The following is a 21,696-nucleotide window of genomic DNA, read 5'->3' as shown; positions in this document are numbered from 1 at the left end:
CCCTTCCCGCACATCCCACGAGCCCGATCCGGAGCCCACCCATGACCCGCACGTCCGCCGCCACCCTCACCCTCGGCCTCGCTGGAGCCCTCCTGCTCGCCGGCTGCACCCCCAACGAGCCCCAGGGCGAGGACGGTGCCCTCCAGGTGACCAGCACCGACACAGAGTGCACCGTCTCCAGCACCGAGGTCCCCGCCGGGAACCTGCGCTTCACCGTCACCAACGACGGGCCCCAGGTCACCGAGTTCTACCTCCTGGCCGAGGACGGGCTGCGGATCGTGTCCGAGGTCGAAAACATCGGCCCCGGGCTCAGCCGCGACCTCGTGGTCTCCGCCGCCGAGGGCTCCTACTTCACCGCGTGCAAGCCCGGCATGGTGGGGGAGGGCATCCGCCAGGCCTTCACCGTGACCCCCAACGACGACGCCCCGACCGTCTCCGCCGACGAGCAGCAGCTGCGCGAGCAGGCCATCACGGAGTACACGGCCTACGTCAAGGACCAGACCGAGCAGCTGAAGACCGGCACCGAGGAGTTCGCGGCCGCCGTCACGGCCGGTGAGGACCAGAGGGCCCGCGAGCTCTACGCGCCGGTCCGGGTGCACTGGGAGCGGATCGAACCGGTGGCGGAGTCCTTCGGCGACCTCGACCCGAAGCTCGACGCCCGCGAGGCCGACCTCGAGGAGGGCCAGGAGTGGACGGGCTGGCACCGGTTCGAGAAGGACCTCTGGCCCCCGCAGCCGATCGAGAACACCGAGCCCGGCGAAGCCTACGTCCCGCTGACCGACGCGGAACGCACAGAACTCGCCGACCGACTGGTGGCGGACACGAACGACCTCTACGAGCGCACCCGCGACCTGGAGCTGACCGTCGACCAGATCTCCAACGGCTCGAAGTCACTGCTGGACGAGGTCGCCACCGGCAAGGTCACCGGGGAGGAGGAGATCTGGTCGCACACCGACCTGTGGGACTTCCAGGCCAACGTCGACGGGGCGAAGGTCGCGTTCGAGACGGTGCGCCCGATCGTCGCGCAGAAGGACCCGGCGCTGGAGGAGACCCTCGACGCGCGGTTCTCCCAGCTGCAGGGCCTGCTGGACCGGCACCGGCAGGGTGAGAGTTTCGTGGCATACACGGAGCTGGACGAGGCGCAGGTGCGCGAGCTCGCCGACTCGGTGACGGCCCTGTCCGAGCCGCTGTCCGAGCTGACCGCCGTGGTGGTGGCCTGAGATGTCCGCCCCGACCCCTGCCGAGCGGACCCGCAAGGACTTCTCCCGGCGCGGGATCTTCAAGCTCGCCGGCGCCGGGGCCGCGGCCGCCGGTGCGGCGGGCCTGGGCTACGCCGCAGGGACCGGCGCGCTGTCCGGAGCCATCACGTCCGTAACCGGTGGGCCCGGCGCGGAGGTCGCGGCCGACGTCGTGGCCTTCCGCGGCGCCCACCAAGCGGGGATCGAGACCCTCGCCCAGGACCGGATGCACTTCGTGGCCCTCGACGTGGTCACCGACGACCGCGCCGAGCTCGTGCGGCTCCTGCAGAGCTGGACGGCGGCCATCGAGCGGATGACCACCGGGCAACAGGTGGGCGAGGACACCTCCTACGACGCCCCACCCAAGGACACCGGCGAGGCCATGGACCTGACGGCCGCGCACTTGACGGTGACGGTCGGCTTCGGGCGAACCCTGTTCCTCGACCAGGACGGGGCCGACCGTTTTGGGCTTGCCGAGCAGCTGCCGGCGGCGCTGATCGAGATGCCACACTTCCCCGGTGATGCGCTCGAGCCCCAGCTCACCGGCGGGGACCTGTGCGTGCAGGCCTGCGCCGATGACCCGCAAGTGGCCGTGCACGCGATCCGCAACCTCGCCCGCCTGGGCGCCGGGACCGTGTCGGTGCGGTGGTCGCAGCTGGGCTTCGGCCGCACCTCCTCCACCTCGACAGCCCAGGCCACCCCCCGGAACCTGTTCGGCTTCAAGGACGGCACGGCCAACCTCAAGACCGAGGAACCGGACCAGCTGGCCCAACACGTATGGACCACGGCCGCGACCTCCCCGGACAGCCCCGCCTGGATGGAGGGCGGCACCTATCTCGCAGCGCGACGGATCCGGATGCACATCGAGACCTGGGACAGAGCGCCACTCCGGGAGCAAGAGCAGCTGGTGGGCCGCACCAAGCACACCGGTGCGCCCCTGTCGGGTGGGGAGGAGTTCGACCAGCCGGACTTCGCCCTGACCGGCCGAGGCAATACGCCGCTGGTGCCGGTGGACTCGCACGTGGCGGTGGTGCACCCGACCCACAACGACGGGGCACAGATGCTGCGCCGCGGCTACAACTACACCGACGGCTCCGACGGTCTGGGCCGCTTGGACGCCGGACTGTTCTTCATCGCGTTCGTCTGCGACCCGCGCACCCACTTCGTGCCGGTCCAGAACCGGATGGCCAAGCACGACGCCCTCTCCGAGTACCTCAAGCACACCGGCTCCGGTCTCTTCGCGATCCCACCCGGAGTACCGGAGAAGGAGGAGCGATTCCTGGGGGACACGCTGCTGGCGTGAGCCGATACGCTGCGCGGCAATGAATCGCATCAGCCCCGAAGGACAATTCCCGCCGCAACTTTACATATGGCCCGGCTACCGGTCTCCAGAGGGATAGGCATTGCAGTCGGGTCGGTATGCTCCCGGTCCGCGAGGCCGACCGCGACTGACTCAACCCAGGGTCCACTCCGGTGTGTCCACGCTCAGGTGTGCCACGGCCTCGACGAAGGCCGCACGGCAGGCGATGACGGCGGGGTGCCGGGTGCGACCTGAGCGCACCTGGATGGACAGCAACCGATAGGGGGCGCCGGCCAGCCCCACGGAGCGGACACCGTTCAGGTGCCGGGGCCCCAGTAAGGCCGGGACGAAGGCCACGGCATGGCCGGAGCGGACGAAGTCCACCTGGAGCAGGGGATTGAGGGTGTCCACGCGCACCCGCGGTTCGAAACCGGCTTGCCGGCAGACGGCCCGCGCCCAGGCGCCGGTGGGTGTGTCGGCCGGGTCCAGGGCCCACGGGGCCTCGGCGAGGTCGGACAGGGATCGGGGACGGGCCGACCACGGACCCTCCAGCGGCAGGGCGAGGTGGAGCGGGTCGCGCAGCAGCTCGACGCGGTCCACGCCCTCGCGCAGGGGATCCGGTAGCCCGAGGTATTCCTCGCTGATGATCAGGTCGAACTCATGGGCCAGCAACCCTTCGAAGGCGTCCTCCACCTCGCGTTGGGTGATGGTCACGTGAAGGTCGGGGTGGTCCCGGGCCAGGGCGTCCAGGACGGTGGGGGCCACCGTGAGCATCGCGCTCTGGAAGGCCGCCACGTGCAGGTGGCCGCGCACCTCATCCTGGGTTGCGGCCAGTTCGGCCTCGGCCTCCTCCAGGTGGGCCAGGATCCGCTCGGTATGCCCGACCAGTCCCTGGGCGGCCGGGGTCAGCCGCACCCCGCGGCCGACCGCCTCGAGCAGGGGCGTGCCGGTCTCGCGCTCGAGCAGTTTGAGCTGTTGGGAGACGGCCGAGGGGGTGTAGTTCAGGCTCCGAGCGGCGGCCGTGAGGGAGCCGGTGCGGTGCACCTCCCGCAGGAGCCGGAGGCGGGGCAGTGACAACATGGGTCGAGCCTACTGTGAAGCTGGGCTCTACAGTGCATGTGAGAAGGAGTTGCTGGACTGCACAATGCGGGTCGACGAGCATGAAGTGGTGACTCCCTCGACCAATCCGTTGCCCCTGATCGCGCCCGCCCGTCGACCTGCGAACATCGCGGTGCCGGCCGCCCCGGTGCCGGCCGCCCCCACCTCGGGTGCCCCTTCCGTGGCCACCCCGACGACGCCCACCGTGCCGGGCGTTGAGCAGGGTTCACCGCGGAACCTGCTGGCCGGCGTCGGGCTGGTGATCGGTTCCTGCATCTCGCTGCAGTTCGGTGCCGCCGTGGCCGTGCAGCTGTTCCCGCATCTGGGGGCGTGGGGGGTGACCACGCTGCGGCTGGGAATGGCCGCCGTCATCCTGCTGGCCGTGGTCCGGCCGCCGGTGCGCACCTGGACCCGGAAGCAGTGGACGGCAATCGCCCTCTTCGGTGCGGCGCTGGGGTGCATGAATGGCTTCTTCTACGCGTCCCTGGAGCGGATCCCGCTCGGGGCGGCCGTGTCCATCGAGTTCCTGGGCCCGCTGGTGCTGGCTGCGGTCATGGCCCGCCGGTTACTGGACGGGCTGTGGGTGGCCGTCGCCCTTGGGGGGATGGCCCTGTTGGGCCTGGACAGCGCGTTGGGCACGGCCCTGGATCCGGTCGGCGTGGTGTTGGCCCTGGTGGCCGGGGTCTTCTGGGCCGGATATGTGCTGACCAGTGCCCGCGTGGGGCAACTGGTTCCCGGGGCGGGAGGACTGGCCGCAGCACTGGTCGTGGCCACGCTCGTGGTGGCCCCACTCGGGGCGCCCGGGGCCATCGGGGCGTTCGGCGACCCGGTGCTGGTGGGCCTGGCGCTGGTGACCGCGCTGCTGGCCTCCGTGGTCCCCTACACCCTGGAGCTCTCCGCGCTGCGCCGCCTCCCCGCCCCGGTCTTCAGCATTCTGCTCAGCCTGGAGCCGGCCTTCGCCGCCCTGTTCGGCTGGATCCTGCTCGGCCAGGAATCGGGGATGCTCCGGAACCTCGCCATCGTCCTGGTGATCCTCGCCAGCGCAGGGGTCACACTGACCGGCCCACGACGGCAATCCCCCGGGAAGTCGGCCGCCCCCCGGCGACACGCTGGTCACCACCACGCCGGGCCGCCTGAGCCGGACGACGCAGAACCCGCTGGCTCTCGCCGAAACACTACGGAGCCAGCGGGCGGGGCCGTGGAACCTCTTAGGTAGGAGATCATCGAGTGGCGCGACCTTACATGTAGCCCGCTACCGGTCAATTTTCGCGAAGGTGATGTTGCAGTAAGAGCTCCGAGTCCCAGCCCGGGTGGAATTCCGGCTGGTTGGTCGCAGTGTCTTTTGCGGCGGGGGTGGCTGGTGGCCGTGAGGGCAGGACCGACGCGAGGAGGATTACGAGCACCCCGGCGATCGGGACGACCAGCAGGCCGGTGCGCACGCTGGTGGCATCGGCGATGAGTCCGACCAGTGGCGGGGAGCACAGGAAACCTAGGCGCATCAGCCAACTCACCAAGGTTAAACCGGTGCCGTGGCGTAGCCCGGGCAGCTCGTCGGCGGTGTGCATGGCAGCGGGCACCAGGGTGGCCACCCCGAACCCAGCGGCGGCGAACCCGGCGATCGTCCCGGGCACCGATGGAGCGGCCAGAGCCAGCCCCATCCCGGTAAGCACGATCAGTCCTCCGGTGCGAGCGACAGCGCGCTGCCCGAATCGGTCCACCAGCCGGTCCCCGATCAACCGGCCCACGAACTGGGCGCCGGTCAGGGCCACAAAACCCAGGGCCGCCACCGAGGCGACCGCCCCGAGGGAGCCCGAGAGGTAAAGGGCCGCCCAGGTGCTGCCGGCGTCCTCCACCAGCGCTCCGGAGGTGGCGATCAACACCAGGGCCATGAGCAGGGCCCAGACCAACGCCATCGAGCGCGGGGCCGCAGGTCGCTCGTCGTGGCCGGAGCCGTGGCCGTCGCGCGTGGTGGGCTCCGGGCCCGGGAGCAGCAGACGGTGGGCAGTCAGGGCCACACCGGCGAAGATCAGACAGGAGAGCCCCAGGTGCACCCCGCGGGAGAGCCCGATCATGATCGCCCCGGCCCCCATGAGTCCGCCCAACACAGCTCCGATGCTCCATACGGCGTGGAAGGAGTTGAGGATGGAGCGCCGATAGAGGCGCTGGACGCGTAATCCGTGGGAGTTCTGGGCGACATCGGTGATCGTATCGGCAGCACCGGCGCCCAGCAGTGCTCCGGCGAGCAGAGCCCAGGACGGGGCCAGGCCTGCGGCCAGGATCCCGGCACCGGTGAGCATGGTGCCGGCCACCGCGACCGCACCCGAGCCGAAGCGGCGGATCAGCGCGGCCGCTCCCAACCCGGCCACCAGGGCACCCAGCGGGAAGGCGGCCACGGCCAGCCCGAACTGGGCGTTGGACAGGTCCAACTCGGATTTGATGGACGGGTACCGGGGCAGCAGGTTGGCGAACAGGGCGCCGTTGGTGAGGAAGAGCAGCGCGACACCGATGCGGGCACGGCGCAGCCGAGTCGTGGACACCCGTGCCGTTGCCGGGCGGGGGTTGGCCATGGCAGGGGCCTTTCATGAGCCAGGAGTCAGGGATTTCGTACGAGGAGAGTCCGTGGTTCGCGGCGGGGTGGTAATCCGAGGAACAGCTTCAGTCGTCACCATTCGGTCGTGCCGTTCGGTGTCTGGGGCCGTGCGCAGGAAAGAACCCTCGATCGGCGTGTCCAACATCCGCCACGTGGGCGAATCGAGGAGACGGAGTCACAGTCGACATGTCCCCTCGACAAGGTCGGAGGTTACGTTACGGGTTCAAGGACTACCTCAAGCCGGGCGTTGCGGGCATGGAGACGAGCGGTGGGGGAGACGTCGACGCCGCAGGAGCGGCTGCCGAGACCGTGGTGGCCGACGTCGAGGTGCAGGAACCAGTCGCGTCCGGCGATGTCCGGCAGCTCGTGCGGGTGAGCCGCGGCCATGAGCTCCTCCTCCAGGTACGGCGTGAGCGTCCACTGCAGGCCCCGAGGAGCGGGCGCGCCGTCCAGCTCGGCGCCGAGGGTCCGCAGCCGCAGGCGGGTGCCGTCGGCCAGCGGGATGCTGAGCCGGTGCGCGCGGGCGCGGTTGCCCGAGGCCTGCGGGCGGGCGCCGGGATCGGCCAGGCCCCGGGCCGGAAGGCGGTGCGTGCCGTACCGCGCGGCGGCGCAGGCATCGGGATAGGACTCGTGCGGGCCGTCGCCGTCGAACTCCACCTCCCCGTCAGGATCCACGGGCAGGGACAGGACGCAGCCCACCCGCGCGAGGGGGACGTCCAGTTCGGGGAGCTGCCAGGACAGTTCCAGGCGCCGGGCGCCGGGGCGGTCCGTGGCGCTCCAGCGGTGGGTGAGCACGAACGGCGCGGTGCGCAGATCGGTGCCCGGTGCGGCCCACAGGGTGCGGACCGTGCCCGCCGGCGCGCCGGAATCGTGGGGCAGAGTGCGCGGCTGGAGACGGTGCAGACCGTGGTCCAGCCATCGCCGGGCCGTGGAGACCACGATGCCCGGCGTCGCCGTGGCGTCGCGGGGGTCGGTCCCGGTGTAGCCGTGCCAGTCCGTGTCGTCCCCGTCCGGGGACGGCCGCCACAGTTCGCGGGTCGGCTCGATGGTGCCGGCGTCGTTGTCCGTGGGCGCGCGGAACACGCAGAGCACGGGACCGCGGACCCCGGACGGTGCCGTCGCGGCCGGCCCTGGTGTCCCGGAGGCGACGGCCGGCGGGCCGGTGAGCTGGGCGTCACGCCGTCGTGACCCGGCCACAGGACCGCGGGCCTCCACGGTGACCTCGAGGTGCTGCCCGGGTCCAGGGGCCACGGGCAGGGGCACGCGGCTGCTGCGGCGGGGCGGCAGGTCGCCCGCCTCCACCGTGCCCGTCCTGAGCGTCTCCACAGCGGTGCCGCGCAGCGTCCAGTGCAGCCGCAGGCCTGTGAGCACGGTGTGGTCGTACCCGTTGCCGACCACCGCGTGCCCGGGGTCGAGCTCGAGGCGCAGCGGGTCGATCACCGCCGCGTACTCGAGCAGTCCCGGGCCGGGGAGGCCGTCGGCGGTGCACAGTCCGTCGAGCACGAAGCTGCCGTCGTGCAGGGGCTCCCCGAAGTCGCCGCCGTAGGCGAGGAACGGGACGCCGGCCGGGGTCACGGTGGTGATGCCGTGGTCCTTCCACTCCCAGACGAAACCGCCGCACGCGCGGGGGTGTGTCCGGAAGATCTCCTCGTAGTCGGCCAGGCCACCGGGGCCGGTGCCCATGGCGTGGGCGTACTCGCACAGCACGAACGGCATCCGGGCGATCCGGTTTGACCCGGCAGCGTCCGTGGAGGGCACGGGCTCGCCGGCGGCGATGCTGCGGGTCTCGCGCGGCGTCGGGTACATGCGGGAGTAGACGTCGGTGTACGCGGCGTCGTGGTCGCCCTCGTAGTGCACGGGGCGGTCGTCGTGCCGGCGCAGCCAGTCGGCGGCGGCCGCGAGGTTCGCGCCGGTGCCCGACTCGTTGCCGAGGGACAGCATCACCACGCTCGCGTGGTTCTTGTCCCGGTGCCACATCCGGGCCGTGCGGTCGAGGTAGGCCCCTCGCCAGGCAGGGTCGTCCGAGGGGTTGCGCGCCCAGCCCTGCTGCACGAAGCCGTGGGTCTCGAGGTCGCCCTCGAGGACGACCCACAGCCCCATCTCGTCGGCCAGGTCGAGGGCGTGGTGCGCCGGTGGATAGTGGCTGGTGCGCACCGCGTTGACGTGGTTCCCCTGCATGAGGCGGTACTCGTCGCGGGTGAAATCGGCATCCACGGCGCGGCCCCGGCGCGGGTGGAACTCGTGCCGGTTGACGCCGCGGAAGCGCACCGGGGCGCCGTCGACCTGCAGGACGCCGTCGGTGGAGATGGCGACGCGGCGGAATCCGGCGCGGTGGGTGACGAGCTGTCCCTGGGCGCGCAGGGCGACGTCGTAGAGGTGCGGGTCCTCGGCGGTCCAGGCGCGCACGACCCCGACGGGCAGCTCCACCCGGTCGGGGCCGTCCACGGTGGTGGAAAGGCCGAGCTCCGGGATCTCCACCTGCACCGGGAACGCGTCCGCGGGGGCCGTGATCCGGCAGCCCAGGACGCCCTCACCGGTGGCCGGGTCCCGGTCCGCGGTGAGGTGGACGTCGTCGATCCCGCCGTGCAGCTCGCCGAGCACGCGGACGTCGCGGAAGATGCCGGGCAGCCACCACTGGTCCTGGTCCTCGAGGTAGGACCCCGCGCTGAACTGGTGGACCCGCACCACCACGGTGTTCTCCCCGTCCCGGACGAGGTCGGTGACGTCGAACTCGTGGGTGAGCCGGGAGCCCATCGCCTGGCCGGCCCACCGTCCGTTCACCCACACCCGGAAGGCCGACTCGACGCCCTCGAAGCGCAGCAGCACGGCACGCAGGTCCGTCCTCGCGCCGCCGGTGAGATCGGCGAGCACGAAGCGCGTGCGGTGGTCGCCCGTCGGGTTGGCGTCCGGGACGTGCGGCGGGTCCACGGGGAAGGGGTAGACGACGTTGGTGTACCAGGGGGTGCCGAACCGCCGGTCCCCGTCGAGGTGCTCGAGCACCCAGTGGCCGGGCACGGGAACCCGCTCCGGCCAGACGGCGTCCGGCGCCGTCGGATCGGGGCACGCCGAGAGAGCGTCGGCCGCGGAGGAGAACCACCGGAAGTCCCATTCCCCGGCGAGGGAGAGCTCGGGCCTGTCGGAGGTGAGATGTGCGCGCGGCGGCAGCGACCCGACGGACCCGTCGGGCCTGGTGAACCACCACGGGTCGGTTCGGGGATCGGCGGTGCTGCCGGTGGTGCAGGGGTGCATGGGTCTGGGTGCTCCGAGTCGGGTCGGACGATGTCGTGTGCGGGGTGGGGTGGGGCGGCGGGGCTCTGCGGGTCAGTCGGGGAGGCGGGTGCCGGTGGTGGTGTCGAAGAGGTGGACATGGTCCAGGTTCGGGGCGACCCAGATCGTGGCTCCAGCCCGGGGCGGGGTGCGGCCCTCGGCCCGGACGATGAACTCGTGCGTGGTGGGGTCATCGGCCGTCCCGGTGGTGGGGTCCACGGGCACGATCGCGTTGGCGGCGGTCACCGGGGCGAGGTGACCGTAGACGAACGCGTCGGCGCCAAGCTCTTCAACGACATCGGCGACGATCGGCAGACCGGTGCCCTCGGCGGCCGGGGCGAGGTCCTCGGGGCGGATCCCGACCGTGACCTGGGACCCCCTCAGAGCGGAACGCTGGGCGGGGCTCAACGGGACCCGCACCGTGCCCAGCTGGGCCCCGGCCTCGGTGACGGGCACCCGGAAGAGGTTCATCGCCGGGGACCCGATGAACCCGGCCACGAACTCGGTGGCCGGCCGGTCGTAAAGCTTGCGCGGGGTGTCGACCTGCATCAGGTGCCCGTCCTTGAGCACGGCGACCCGGTCGCCCATGGTCATGGCCTCGACCTGGTCGTGGGTCACGTAGACCGTGGTGACGCCCAGCCGGCGGGTCAGCGACGCGATCTGGGTGCGGGTCTGCACGCGGAGCTTCGCGTCCAGGTTGGACAGGGGCTCGTCCATCAGGAACACCTGCGGGGACCGCACGATGGCCCGGCCCATGGCCACCCGCTGGCGCTGCCCGCCGGACAGGGCCTTGGGCTTGCGGTCCAGGTAGTCGGTGAGGTCCAGGATCTTGGCGGCATCTTCGACCCGGCGCCTTCTCTCCTCAGCACTGATCTTGGCGATCTTCAGGGCGAAGCCCATGTTCTCGGCCACGGTCATGTGCGGGTAGAGGGCGTAGTTCTGGAAGACCATCGCGATGTCGCGGTCCCGCGACGGGACGTCGGTGACGTCCCGGTCGCCGATGTAGATGTTCCCCCCCGTCACCTCCTCGAGGCCGGCGAGCATCCGCAGGGTGGTGGACTTCCCGCACCCGGAGGGGCCCACCAGGACGAGGAACTCCCCGTCGGCGATGTCCAGGTTCAGGTCGGTGACCGAGGGGCGTTCGGCCCCGGGGTACTGACAGGTCACATTGGCGTAGCGCACAGAAGACATGGTGGGTGGTTCCTTTCGGAGCGCCCGCAGGGACTGCTGCCGGCGAGGGTGGGGCGGCACCGGGTGGTGCCGGAGGAGGCAGGGCGCCGGGACGCCTGGTCCCGGCGCCCGAGCGGGTCAGGAGTCGTTGGTCTCGTCGGTCTCGAAGAGGACATTGACGGCGTCATTGATCTCGGTGAGCGTCGAGGCCGGTACCCGGTTGGCGTAGATGTCCTCCAGGGCCGGGTTCATCAGGGCCGACACATCCGCGCCGAACTTGGTGACGGGGAAGTAGACGGTGTTGCCTTCTTCGACCGGGGCGATGAACGGCTCGGGGTCGATGCCCATCTGCCGGTAGGCCTCCGCGGCGAGGGGCGTGGCGTCCTGGCGGGAGGGGAAGACGACACCGGCGCGGGCGACCTCCTGCTGGCACTGGGCCGAGCCCATGAACGCCGCCCACTGGGCCGCCCCCTCGGGGTTGTCGGTGTCCTTGACGATCGAGTCGGCCAGCCCGTTCAGCATGGTCGTGGCGGTGCCGTCGGGTCCCACGGGTGTGCGGGCGGTGCCCACGGGGAAGTCCTCGATGCCGGCGTAAGTGCTGATCATCCAGGCCCCGTCCAGGACCATGGCCGCCGATCCCGAGGCCAGCTGGGCGTTGACGCCCTCGGCCGCGTTGAACTGCCCGTAGTCGGGCATGTACCCCTTGTCGGACAGACCGAAGTACCAGTCGAGGGTCTCGTGCAGCGAGGGGTCGTCCAGGTTGTAGTGGTCTCCCCACAGCGGCTCGTTCGTGACCCGCCAGCCGTTGGAGGCGGCGAACGCCGACCACTGTCCCTGGCCGGCGGTGCTCCCGCCGGCCTCGGAGATGCCCAGGCCGTAGACGGCGACGTGGTCCTTGTCGAAGCCCGGCTCGTCGCCGCGGACCCCGTTCTCGTCCACGGTCAGGTGCGCCACGAGGTCCTCGAAGCTGCCGCCGTCCTCGGGGTTCCAGCTCCAGCCCTCGAGGTCCGCGGGGGTCAGGCCCGCCTCGGCGAGCAGCTCTTCGTTGTAGAAGGCCGCGACGGTGTCCCAGTCCTTGGGCACGCCGTACTGGTGGCCGTCCGGTCCGGTCCACAGGTCCACGAGGCCGTCCTGGTAGTCCTCGGGGTCCAGCGCCGCGGTGGCAGGGTGCTCCTCCAGCGGGGCCAGGACCTCGAGCTCGGCGAACTGCGGGTACTTGGACACGTGGTTGGTGAACACGTCCGGGCCGGTGTCGGCGATGAACCCGGCCGTGAGCTTCGTCCAGTAGTCGCCCCACCCGGTCTGGGTGATGCGCACGTCCTGGTCGGGGTGCTCGGCCTCGAACATCTCGGCGCACTTCTGGTAGGCGGGCAGCTGGTTGGTGTCCCACATCCAGTAGTCGACGACGCCGGTGGCCGTGGCCTCGGCGTCGGCGCCCGCCCCGCACCCGGTGAGGGCGAACAGCGGGACGGCGGACGCGGCCAGGGCCAGGCGCGCGCGGGTGCGTGCCGTGCGCCGGGGGCGGTGGGAGAGTGCGGGGTTGCGTGTCATGGTGAGCTCCTACTTGATGCCGCTGAAGCCGATGGAGTTGACCACGCGCTTGGCGAAGACCGCGAAGAGCAGGATCATCGGCAGCGCGGCGATGAGGGTGGCGGCCATCAGGCCCGCCCAGTCGGTGCCGGTCTGCGGGGACTGCGCCCGGAAGACGCCCAGGGCCACCGTCAGCACGCGGGAGGCGTCCGTGTAGGAGACCATCAGCGGCCAGAAGTAGTCGTTCCAGGCCGTCATGTACGTGAGGATGCCCAGGGTTGCCATCGGCGCCGCCGACATCGGCAGGACCACCCGGAAGAACACCCCGACCTTCGACACCCCGTCCAGCAAGGCGGCCTCCTCGATCTCGGCGGGGACGTTCATGAAGAACTGCCGCAGGAAGAACACCGCGAACGGGGTCATGAACATCGTCGGCAGCGCGATGCCGAGCATGGAGTCCACCAGTCCCAGCTCCTTGATGAGCACGAAGTTGGGCAGCAGGGTGAAGATGGCCGGCACCATCAGCCCGGCCAGGAACAGGCCGAACACCTTGTCCCGCCCGGGCCACTTCAGCCGGGAGAAGGCGTAGGCGGCCATGGCCGAGAACAGCAGCTGGCCCGCGGTGATGAGCGTGGCCACCACCACGGAGTTCAGCAGGTAGCGCCAGAAGTTCAGCGACGTGCCGGATCCGCCCTCGGCCAGGGCCTCCTCGGTGGACTGCATCCCCAGCACGCGTTCGAAGGCACCGAAGGTGAACTCCGGGGGCAACCAGGAGGAGGGGTCGGCCTGGAGCCCCGGGTTCGTGGACAGCGCGGTGCGCAGCATCCAGTAGAACGGGAACAGCGTCACCAGGACGACGGCGATCAGGAAGGCCCAGGCGAGCACCTTGCCGGGGGCGATCCGCCGGCGCGATGCGCCCGGGCGGGCGGGGCCGGTGTCCGTCGGGTCCGCGGCCACCGGGGCTGCCGCGCCGGCGGGGCTGGGTGCGGCGCTTCCGGGCTGCGCGGGAGCAGGGGTCGGGTTCATCGGAACTCCTCGGGATCAGGCCAGGTCCGTGGACCCGGCGCGGGTCAGACGGAACTGGAGGAAGGTGATGACGGCCAGGACCACGAGCAGGGCCACGGACATCGCCGAGGCGTAGCCGAACTGGAAGCGGCCGAAGGCCATGTCGTAGATGTAGAGCTGGAGCACGTTGGTGGCGTTGGCCGGCCCACCGGCGGTCGTCACGGCGACGGTGTCGAACACCTGGAAGGACCCGATCACCGTCATGATGAGCACCAGCGCCAGGATCGGACGCAGCAGGGGCAGGGTGATGGTGAAGAACGTCCGGACCTCCCCGGCCCCGTCGATGCGCGCCGCCTCGTAGACGGTCTGGGGCAGGGTCTGCAGACCCGCGAAGATCAGCAGGGCCGTGTAACCCATGTGCCGCCACACGTTGATCAGCGCGATCGTGGGAATGGCCCAGGTCTCGTCGGAGAGGAAGCCGATCCGGTCCAGCCCCACCCACGAGATGACCTGGTTGGCCACACCGAACTGGGTGTCCAGGATCCACAGCCACACGATCGCCGCGACCACGTTGGAGACCAGGTAGGGGGCGAGCACCACCCCGCGCAGGAAGGTGGACTGGGTCAGATGGTGCATCATCAGCGCGATGAGCAGGGCGAACGTGGTCTGGATCCCGATGTTCAGCAGGACGTACTCCACCGTGACCAGCAGCGAGTCCCAGAAGATGGGGTCCTGCACGAGGCGTCGGTAGTTGGCCAGGCCCACGAACTCGGACGGGGTGAGCAGGTTGAAGCTGGTGAAGCTCAGCCAGATCCCGCGCACGGTGGGCCAGGCGAGGAAGACGAGGAAGCCCAGGGCCGCGGGGGCGATGAACACCAGGGCGATCCGCGTGTCCTGCCGGCCGCGCCGACGGGATCCTCCGGGCTCGCCCGGGCTGCGCCGGCGGGTGAGGGTGCTGGTGGACATGGTCTACCTCACTTCTGGGAAGAGGTCTCGACGGTGGGCTGGGCCTCCAGGTGGAGGATGCGCAGGGTCTCCGGCCACAGACCTGGGGCGTGGACACCGGCCGTCTGCAGGGACCGGCCGGAGAGCACGATGCCCTCCTCCCCGGGCCACCACGGCGGGCGGCGAAAGCCGTGCGGGTCGGTCCCCGGGGTGTCCTCCCGCACGCGCAGCTCGGCCCCGGGAGTGACGTCGCGCACGCGGTAGTGCCGGTCCGGGTCGAGGCCACGGAGCCGGAACCGGCCCACCGGCTCGACGTCGGGCAGGGCGGTGGCGACGACGGCGAACAGAGCCTCCGAGCCGTCGGCGGCGGCGACGCCGTGGATCTGCAGGGCCGGGTCGAAGGCGTCCAGCCGGATCATCCGGCCGGAGTGCAACAGCGCGCGGTGATCCTTGTGGAAGGCGACCCACTGGGCGAGCTCGGCCGATTCCTGCTCGGTGGCCTGGGTGAGGTCCCACTCGATACCGAGGTGGCCCCACACGGCGGTGCCGGCGCGGAAGTGCAGGGTGTGCACGCGCCCGGTCGTGTGCGAGGCGCCGGAGGCGACGTGCGAGCCCATGAGTTCGGCCGGGATGAGCTGCTGGGTCCACCGGTGCATCTGCTGGCGCTCGAAGGGGTCGATGTCGTCGGAGGTCCACACCCGGTCGGTGTGCTCCAGGACCCCGAGGTCGATCCGGGCGCCGCCGGAGGAGCAGGACTCGATCTCCAGGTCCGGGAACCGCTCCTTGAGCTCGGCCATCAGCCGGTAGGCCGCCAGGGTCTGGGCGTGCACCCCGGGGCGGCCGTCGGGGTGGCTGCCGGCCTCGAGCAGGTCGCGGTTGTGGTCCCACTTGATGTAGGCGATCGGGTACTCCTCCAGCAGGGCCACCATCTGGTCGCGCACGTGCGCGTAAGCCTCCGGGATGCCGAGGTTGAGCACCTGCTGCCGGCGGGTCTCGGTGGGCAGACGGCCGCCGGGGCCCATGATCCACTCGGGGTGGGCGCGGGCCACGTCGGAGTCGGGGTTGACCATCTCGGGCTCGAACCACAGGCCGAACTCCATGCCGAGGCCGGTGACGTGGTCGATCAGCGGGGACAGGCCCTGCGGCCACACCTCGGGGGAGACCACCCAGTCACCCAGGCCGGCGTTGTCGTCGCGCCGTGCCCCGAACCACCCGTCGTCGAGCACGTAGCGCTCCACCCCGGCGGCGGCCGCACGGTCGGCCAGGGTAGAGAGCTTCTCGAGGCGGTGGTCGAAGTACACGGCCTCCCACACGTTCAGCGTCACCGGACGGGGCCGGGCGGGGTGCTGGGGGCGGGCCCGGAGCCAGTCGTGGAAGCGCCCGGCCTGCTCGTCCAGCCCCCGCCCGTACACGCCGTACAGCCACGGGGTGGAGTAGCTCTCGCCCTGTCCGAGCGAGACCTCGCCCGGCAGCAGCAGCTCGGAGCCGCCCAGCACCTGGTGGCCGTTGAACAGCCGCTCCGCCCACGTGCGGTGGTTGCCGGAGAACCCGGTGTGCAGGCCCCAGACCTCGCCGTCGGCGAAGCCGAAGCCGGGCTCCCCGACGGTCAGCACGTAGGCCGCGTCGGCGCCGGTGCGTCCCTTGCGGCCCTCGCGCAGGTGCGTGCCGACAGTGAGCTCGTGGCGCTGAGGCACCCGCTCCTTGCTCCAGTGCCCGGCGAAGTCCAGGATCTCTCGCGCGTGGGTGGGCAGCGGGAAGATCAGGCCCAGTTCCTGGACACGGTAGGAGCCCGCGGCGGTGTTCGTCAGCGTGGCCCGGCCCCGGAGCAGCCCCGAGGGTGTGAGCTCCAGCTCGACCGCCACGTGCAGGCCTGCCGCAGTGTCCTCCGCCGCCACGAGCAGGCGGGCCGCACCGGTGCTCACCAGGGCCCCGTCGGTGACGGCCTCCTGCGAGCCCGCCGGCTCCAGACGGGCCTCTGACACCCGGAAGAACGGCGTCCACGCGGTGCCGTCCCGGTCGCCTACCAGGCCCGGCCGCCCGGACCAGCCGGTGTGCAGGCTGCCCAGCACGTCGGGGCGCATCGGGACGTCCTGGTCATTGGCCGTGCGGTGGGCCACCGCGGCCTCGACGAGCACAGCGGCTTCGGCGGCGCCAAGCCCGGGCAGCTCCGCCCCCCAGTGCACCACCGAGGGCAGCAGGGCCTCGGAGAGGTCGACCAGGACCGAGACACCTCCACTCATGAGGTGGACCCGGCACGGTCCGGTCGGATCGAGGGTGGTGGTCGGCTCGAGGTTCACAGCAGTCACGTCGGCTCCTGGGTGGTCATCGGGGAGTGGTGGATCCGGGCACTCGATCGAGGCGATCGATCGATGTGTTCCACGTCATACTAGAAGCGACAGAACCGAACAGCAACCCTGTTGAAAAAAACAGTGACATGTTTGTATTGTGGTCCTAGTCACTTTTCAGTGACGACAGAACCCTTCACCGAGCCAGGAGAATCGATGTCCGAGATGCTTCCCGATCGCCGGCGGCGGGAGATCCTCGACCGCGTGCGCGCGGCCGGTGCGGTGCGGGTGGCCGACCTGGTCGCCGAGCTGGGCGTGTCCGACATGACCGTGCGCCGGGACCTGAACCGGCTGGCCCAAGACGGCGAGCTGCAGAAGGTCCACGGCGGGGCGAAGCTTTCGGCCGGCTCCTCGGCCACCGAGCCGGGCTTCGCGAACAAGTCCGAACTGCAGCTGCCGGAGAAGGCGGCCATCGCCGCCGCCGCCGAGACCATGGTGGCCCCGGGCATGTCCGTCTCGCTGAACTCCGGGACGACGACCTTCGCGCTGGCCCGCGCCCTGCGCCGCGTCTCCGGGATCACGGTGGTGACCAATTCCCCGCGGATCGCCGACGTGCTCCAGGACGCGCCCGCCACGGGCCAGACGGTGGTCCTGTTGGGCGGGGTGCGGACGCCCTCGGACGCCTTGGTGGGTCCGCTGGCCACCGCGGCGCTGCGCACCCTGCACGTGGACGTGTGCTTCCTGGGCGTGCACGGGATCAGCGACCGTGACGGGCTGACTACCCCGAACATGATGGAGGCCGAGATCAACCGCCTCTTCCTTCAGCGCTGCGACCGCAGCGTGGTGCTGGCCGACTCCACGAAGTGGGGCCTGTCCGGCCTGTACCGCATCGCCGGTCTCGACGAGGTCGACACCGTCGTGACCGACGACGGTCTGGACGCCGCCGACCGCGAGACCCTGAGCCAGCACGTCCCCGACCTGCGACTGGAGCCCGTCCGATGACCTCTCCCGCCCCCGCCGAGCGCGCCGCCGCACTGCTGATCGCGCACCGGACCCACCACCTCGCCGACGGACGGGAGGCCGTGTTCTTCTCCGACCGCGGCACCCCGCCCGTGGAGCACGTCGTGGACCGCCGGCCCCTGGACGCCCGGTCCGGTGGCGGTGAGGTGCGCTTCGACCGGCTGACGGGGGAGTGGGTGGCGGTGGCCGCCCACCGGCAGGCGCGCACCTACCTGCCCCCGGCCGACCAGTGCCCGCTGTGCCCGTCCGTGGGCGGTCGGGAGTCGGAGATCCCCGTCGAGGACTTCGACGTGGTCGTCTTCGAGAACCGCTTCCCCTCGCTGGGCCCGGAGCTCGGCGAGCTCCCGGGACCCGGGCCCACGGAGGAACGGGAGCTGTGGGGCGCACCCGCCCCCGCGTACGGGCGGTGCGAGGTGGTGGTGTTCACGCCCGAGCACCAAGGGTCCTTCGCGTCCCTTCCGTTCGAGCGGGCGCGCACCGTGGTGGAGGCCTGGGCCCAGCGCACCGAGGCGCTGTCGCGGATGCCCGGGATCCGGCACGTGTTCCCGTTCGAGAACCGGGGTGAGCAGATCGGGGTGACCCTGCACCACCCGCACGGGCAGATCTACGGCTATCCCTATCCGGCTCCGCACGCGGCCCGCCTGGCCGCCCGCTCGAGGGCGCACCTCGAGGCCACGGGGCGGACCCTGATGGGGGAGGTCCTGGCCGACGAGACCGCCGCCGGGGACCGGATGGTGCTGGCGGGCGAGCACTTCTCCGCGTTCGTGCCCTACGCCGGGCGGTGGCCGCTGGAGGTCCACCTGGTGCCGCACCGGCAGGTCCCCGACCTGGCGGCGCTGACGGGGGAGGAGCGGGACGAGCTGGCGGTCCTCTACCGCGATCTGGTGCAACGGGTGGACCGGCTCTACGACACGCCGACGCCCTACATCGCCGCCTGGCACCAGACCCCCGTGAACACGGCGGACCGGGAGGCCGGGCGGCTGCACCTGCAGCTGACCAGCCCCCGGCGGGCCGAGGACAAGCTGAAGTTCCTGGCCGGCTCCGAGGCCGCCATGGGGGCGTTCATCAACGACGTCACCGCCGAGCAGACCGCCGCACGCCTGAGGGAGGCCGCACGATGACCCGCCAGAAGATCGACCAGCACGAAGAAACCCGGGCCGAGGAGCTCACCCGCCGCTTCACCGAGGTCTACGGCCACGCCCCGGACGGGGTGTGGCGTGCCCCGGGGCGGGTGAACCTCATCGGGGAGCACACCGACTACAACGACGGCTTCGTGCTGCCCTTCGCCATCGACCGCTCGGCGATGGTCGCCGTCCGGCTGCGCCGGGACGGGGAGCCCGAGGCTCAGACGGTGGAGCTGGCCTCCACCTACGCCCCCGAGGGGGAGAGGCTCTCCCGCGCACGGTTCACGGTCCCCGGCCTCACACCGGATGCCGTCGGCGACTGGGGCGCCTACCCCGCCGGGGTCGTCCACGTCCTCGCAGGGCTGGACAACGTAGAGGTGCCCGGCTTCGAGCTGCTGCTGGACTCCACCGTCCCCGTGGGCGCGGGCCTGTCCTCCTCCCACGCCGTGGAGGTCGCCACCATCGTGGCGCTCAACGACCTGCTCGACCTGGACCTGGACCGCCCCGCCATGGCGCGGCTGACCCAGCAGGCGGAGAACGAGTTCGTCGGGGCACCCACCGGGATCATGGACCAGTCCGCCTCGCTGATGGGCCGGGCCGGCGGTGCCCTGTTCCTGGACTGCCGCAGCCTGGAGTCCCACGTCGTGCCGCTGCACCTGGCCGAACAGGGATTCACCGTGCTGGTCATTGATACCAAGGTCGCCCACTCCCACGCCGACGGCGGCTACGCCGCACGCCGGGCCTCCTGCGAGGCCGGGGCCGCAGCCCTCGGGGCCGCCTCGCTGCGCGATGTCCCCGCCGACGCCGACCTCACTGTCCTCGACGAGGAAACCGCCCGCCGGGTCCGGCACGTGCTCACCGAGAACGTTCGGGTCCTGGCCACCGTCGAGCGGCTGCGCGCCGGGGACATCGCCGGCATCGGGGATGTGCTCGCCGCCTCCCACGCCTCCTTGCGCGACGACTACGAGGTCTCCTGCCCCGAGCTCGACCTGGCCGTCGAGGCCGCCACGGCTGCCGGTGCGGTGGGGGCGCGGATGACCGGCGGCGGCTTCGGCGGCTCCGCCATCGCACTGACCCCGGTGACCCAGGAAGTCCAGGTCCGGGAGGCCGTACAACGCCGTTTCACCGACAGTGGCTTGCAGGCTCCCGATATCTTCACTGTTCTTCCGGCCGCAGGAGCGCAGCGGCTATGAGCTGGTTGGTCACCGGCGGCGCCGGCTACATCGGGTCCCACATTCTGCGGGCCTTCCACCGGGCGGGTATGGACGTCGTGGCTCTGGATTCGCTCACCAGTGGGCACCGCGAGTTCGTGCCTGGCACGACGCCGTTTGTCCACGCCGACATCCTGGACACCGACACCGTGGTGCAGACACTGCGCGACCACGACGTCAGCGGTGTCATCCATCTGGCCGGGTACAAGTACGCCGGGGAGTCCGTCAAGAACCCGTTGCTGACCTACGAGCAGAACGTCACGGGCACTGCCCACCTGCTCACCGCCATGGAACGGGCCGGGGTGCCGAACATGGTGTTCTCCTCTTCGGCGGCTGTGTACGGCACCCCCCATGTCGACCTGGTCACGGAAACCACCCCTACTGTTCCGGAATCCCCCTACGGGGAGAGCAAACTCGTCGGGGAGTGGCTGATCCGCGACCAGGGACGGGCCAGGGGGCTGCAGCACACCTCGCTGCGGTACTTCAATGTCGTCGGCTCCGCCACCCCGGAGCTCTACGACACCAGCCCGCACAACCTCTTCCCCCTCGTGCTCTCCGCATTGGCCGCGGGCCGGAAACCGAAAATCTTCGGCACGGACTACGACACCCCGGATGGCACCTGCATCCGCGACTACGTCCACGTCGGCGACCTCGCCGCGGCGCACGTGGCCGCGGCCCGGGCCCTCGAGACCGGTCGGACCCTGGAACCGGTCTACAACCTTGGCTCGGGCACGGGCGTCTCCGTGCGAGAGATCATGGAGACCACAGCCCGCGTGGCCGACATCGACTTCGCACCCGAATTGTGCGACCGCCGCCCGGGGGACCCGGCCCGGATCGTCGCCGACGGGACACGGGCCGCCCGCGACCTCGACTGGAAAATGCGCCACAGCCTGCACGACATGGTGGCCAGCGCCTACACAGCACACCAGTAAGTCCGCCACAGAATCCCTACACAATAACGTGTACCGAAGTCGCCCGCCCGAGGCGCCCGCGCTACACGGGCTTCTGGAGCGTCAGCCCCTCTTGGGTCTCCTGATGGCGGGCCCTGCTGCGCTGTCGGTGGCGACGGACGGCGTCGGCGTTGGCGCAGGCCCGGCTGCAGTAACGCTGGGTGCCGGGTCGGCTGAAGTCCGCGAAGGCAGTCCCGCAGGCCTGACGTTCGCAGCGCCGGAGACGGTGGATGCCCCGGTGCACGAAGTGCAGAGCGGTGCCGGCGGTGATGAACGCCATCATGATCCGGTGAGCAGGCAGGGCATCGCTGCGGAAATGCATGTGCCAGCCGTCCCCGGCGTGGTTGGTCACGCTCACCGGCTGGGTGTATGTGGCGAGCAGGACGTTCAGGTGCGCCGCCCGCGCGTTCTCCTCTCCCAGATCTATCACTTGCACCCACTGCGCGAGGAAGTCCTGCAGCTGTCCCAACCCGTGTTCCTGGACATCGTCGTCGTCCAGGATCAGCCCGCGGGCCCGGCCGTGGTCTGCGGCAACCGCCATCGAAGCAGGGGGCTGGGCGAGGAACTCAAGCCCGAGACGAACACCGTCAGAACCGTAAGGGTTTACGTGCATAAGACCATTACACCAGGCTGGGTGCATGACGACCACACATAGCCAGGAACATCGGATCATCTCCACCCACCGCGTCTCGAACGGGCAGCTGACCTACGCACGCACCGCGCAGGGACAGTGGATCGTGCTCCTGCGCACCGAGGGCAGCGATCACCTATTGGGTGCCACTACAACCCCTGGGATGGAGCAGCCCAGCCGGTGACGGTGCGAGGGGCTGCCGCACTTGCTAGCGGACATGCCAATCTCCCTGTAGGCGGACACGTATCTCCCTGCTGACGGACAGCTGATCTCCCTGTCCTGGGCCATGGGATCGGGCTCGTGTCGGTCCCCATGCAGACGTCCCTCCGGGG

17 protein-coding genes are annotated in these 21,696 nt (G+C 70.9%); 8 read left to right on the top strand and 9 right to left on the bottom strand.

Annotated elements, in window-relative coordinates:
- Positions 1–41: 41 nt before the first annotated feature.
- Both efeO and efeB read left to right on the top strand, forming a co-directional pair.
- The gene (gene efeO / locus CRM73_RS09895; RefSeq protein WP_229587556.1) at positions 42–1,220 is read left to right on the top strand and encodes an iron uptake system protein EfeO; all 1,179 of its coding nucleotides are present in this window, start codon (positions 42–44) and stop codon (positions 1,218–1,220) included.
- A 1-nt stretch (position 1,221) separates the two neighbouring features.
- Positions 1,222–2,541 carry an iron uptake transporter deferrochelatase/peroxidase subunit gene (efeB, locus tag CRM73_RS09890; protein ID WP_229587554.1) on the top strand — a complete coding sequence of 440 codons (1,320 nt, stop codon included), beginning with the start codon at positions 1,222–1,224 and terminating at the stop codon, positions 2,539–2,541.
- Positions 2,542–2,691: 150 nt separating this feature from the next.
- Here efeB and CRM73_RS09885 read toward each other — a convergent pair whose 3' ends face one another.
- Positions 2,692–3,618, bottom strand: a complete 927-nt coding sequence (locus CRM73_RS09885; protein WP_229587553.1) for a LysR family transcriptional regulator — start codon at positions 3,616–3,618, stop codon at positions 2,692–2,694.
- Between the two features lie 88 nt (positions 3,619–3,706).
- Here CRM73_RS09885 and CRM73_RS09880 point away from each other — a divergent pair, with 88 nt between their 5' ends.
- Positions 3,707–4,852: a DMT family transporter gene (locus CRM73_RS09880; RefSeq protein WP_370658535.1), complete on the top strand. Its 1,146-nt coding sequence runs from the start codon at positions 3,707–3,709 to the stop codon at positions 4,850–4,852.
- A gap of 43 nt (positions 4,853–4,895) precedes the next feature.
- Here CRM73_RS09880 and CRM73_RS09875 read toward each other — a convergent pair whose 3' ends face one another.
- From CRM73_RS09875 to CRM73_RS09845, 7 genes are all read right to left on the bottom strand, one after another.
- On the bottom strand, positions 4,896–6,203 hold the full coding sequence (locus CRM73_RS09875; protein WP_229587552.1) for an MFS transporter: 1,308 nt from the start codon (positions 6,201–6,203) through the stop codon (positions 4,896–4,898).
- A gap of 233 nt (positions 6,204–6,436) precedes the next feature.
- Positions 6,437–9,475, bottom strand: a complete 3,039-nt coding sequence (locus CRM73_RS09870; protein WP_229587551.1) for a glycoside hydrolase family 2 TIM barrel-domain containing protein — start codon at positions 9,473–9,475, stop codon at positions 6,437–6,439.
- 72 nt (positions 9,476–9,547) lie between these two features.
- Positions 9,548–10,684, bottom strand: coding sequence for an ABC transporter ATP-binding protein (locus CRM73_RS09865; protein WP_176337846.1), 1,137 nt, complete (start codon positions 10,682–10,684; stop codon positions 9,548–9,550).
- Between the two features lie 117 nt (positions 10,685–10,801).
- On the bottom strand, positions 10,802–12,214 hold the full coding sequence (locus CRM73_RS09860; RefSeq protein WP_229587550.1) for a sugar ABC transporter substrate-binding protein: 1,413 nt from the start codon (positions 12,212–12,214) through the stop codon (positions 10,802–10,804).
- Positions 12,215–12,223: 9 nt separating this feature from the next.
- On the bottom strand, positions 12,224–13,219 hold the full coding sequence (locus CRM73_RS09855; protein WP_229587549.1) for a carbohydrate ABC transporter permease: 996 nt from the start codon (positions 13,217–13,219) through the stop codon (positions 12,224–12,226).
- Between the two features lie 15 nt (positions 13,220–13,234).
- Positions 13,235–14,164: a carbohydrate ABC transporter permease gene (locus CRM73_RS09850; protein ID WP_229587548.1), complete on the bottom strand. Its 930-nt coding sequence runs from the start codon at positions 14,162–14,164 to the stop codon at positions 13,235–13,237.
- An 8-nt stretch (positions 14,165–14,172) separates the two neighbouring features.
- On the bottom strand, positions 14,173–16,383 hold the full coding sequence (locus CRM73_RS09845; RefSeq protein WP_229587568.1) for an alpha-galactosidase: 2,211 nt from the start codon (positions 16,381–16,383) through the stop codon (positions 14,173–14,175).
- Positions 16,384–16,644: 261 nt separating this feature from the next.
- On the opposite strand from CRM73_RS09845, the gene CRM73_RS09840 reads away from it, so the two are divergent.
- The 4 genes from CRM73_RS09840 to galE are packed head-to-tail and all read left to right on the top strand — an operon-like array spanning position 16,645 to position 20,715.
- Entirely contained in the window at positions 16,645–17,430 is a 786-nt protein-coding gene (locus CRM73_RS09840) for a DeoR/GlpR family DNA-binding transcription regulator (protein ID WP_229587547.1), read from the top strand.
- Entirely contained in the window at positions 17,427–18,569 is a 1,143-nt protein-coding gene (galT, locus tag CRM73_RS09835) for a galactose-1-phosphate uridylyltransferase (protein ID WP_229587545.1), read from the top strand. Before CRM73_RS09840 ends, galT begins: the two co-directional genes overlap by 4 nt.
- Complete coding sequence (galK, locus tag CRM73_RS09830) at positions 18,566–19,765, top strand: galactokinase (protein WP_229587544.1); 1,200 nt, start codon at positions 18,566–18,568, stop codon at positions 19,763–19,765. Before galT ends, galK begins: the two co-directional genes overlap by 4 nt.
- Complete coding sequence (galE, locus tag CRM73_RS09825; RefSeq protein WP_229587543.1) at positions 19,762–20,715, top strand: UDP-glucose 4-epimerase GalE; 954 nt, start codon at positions 19,762–19,764, stop codon at positions 20,713–20,715. Before galK ends, galE begins: the two co-directional genes overlap by 4 nt.
- A gap of 61 nt (positions 20,716–20,776) precedes the next feature.
- On the opposite strand, the gene CRM73_RS09820 is transcribed toward galE, so the two are convergent.
- Positions 20,777–21,274 (bottom strand): CGNR zinc finger domain-containing protein, encoded by a 498-nt coding sequence (locus tag CRM73_RS09820; protein WP_229587542.1) that lies wholly within the window; start codon positions 21,272–21,274, stop codon positions 20,777–20,779.
- A gap of 97 nt (positions 21,275–21,371) precedes the next feature.
- On the opposite strand from CRM73_RS09820, the gene CRM73_RS09815 reads away from it, so the two are divergent.
- Positions 21,372–21,548 (top strand): hypothetical protein, encoded by a 177-nt coding sequence (locus tag CRM73_RS09815; RefSeq protein WP_229587541.1) that lies wholly within the window; start codon positions 21,372–21,374, stop codon positions 21,546–21,548.
- Positions 21,549–21,696 lie beyond the last annotated feature (148 nt).

It is taken from the genome of Kocuria sp. CCUG 69068, from assembly GCF_020833785.1.
GTDB lineage: Bacteria > Actinomycetota > Actinomycetes > Actinomycetales > Micrococcaceae > Kocuria > Kocuria rosea.
Note: the sequence above shows the minus strand (reverse complement) of the source record. Positions and strands in the feature narration are given on the sequence as shown.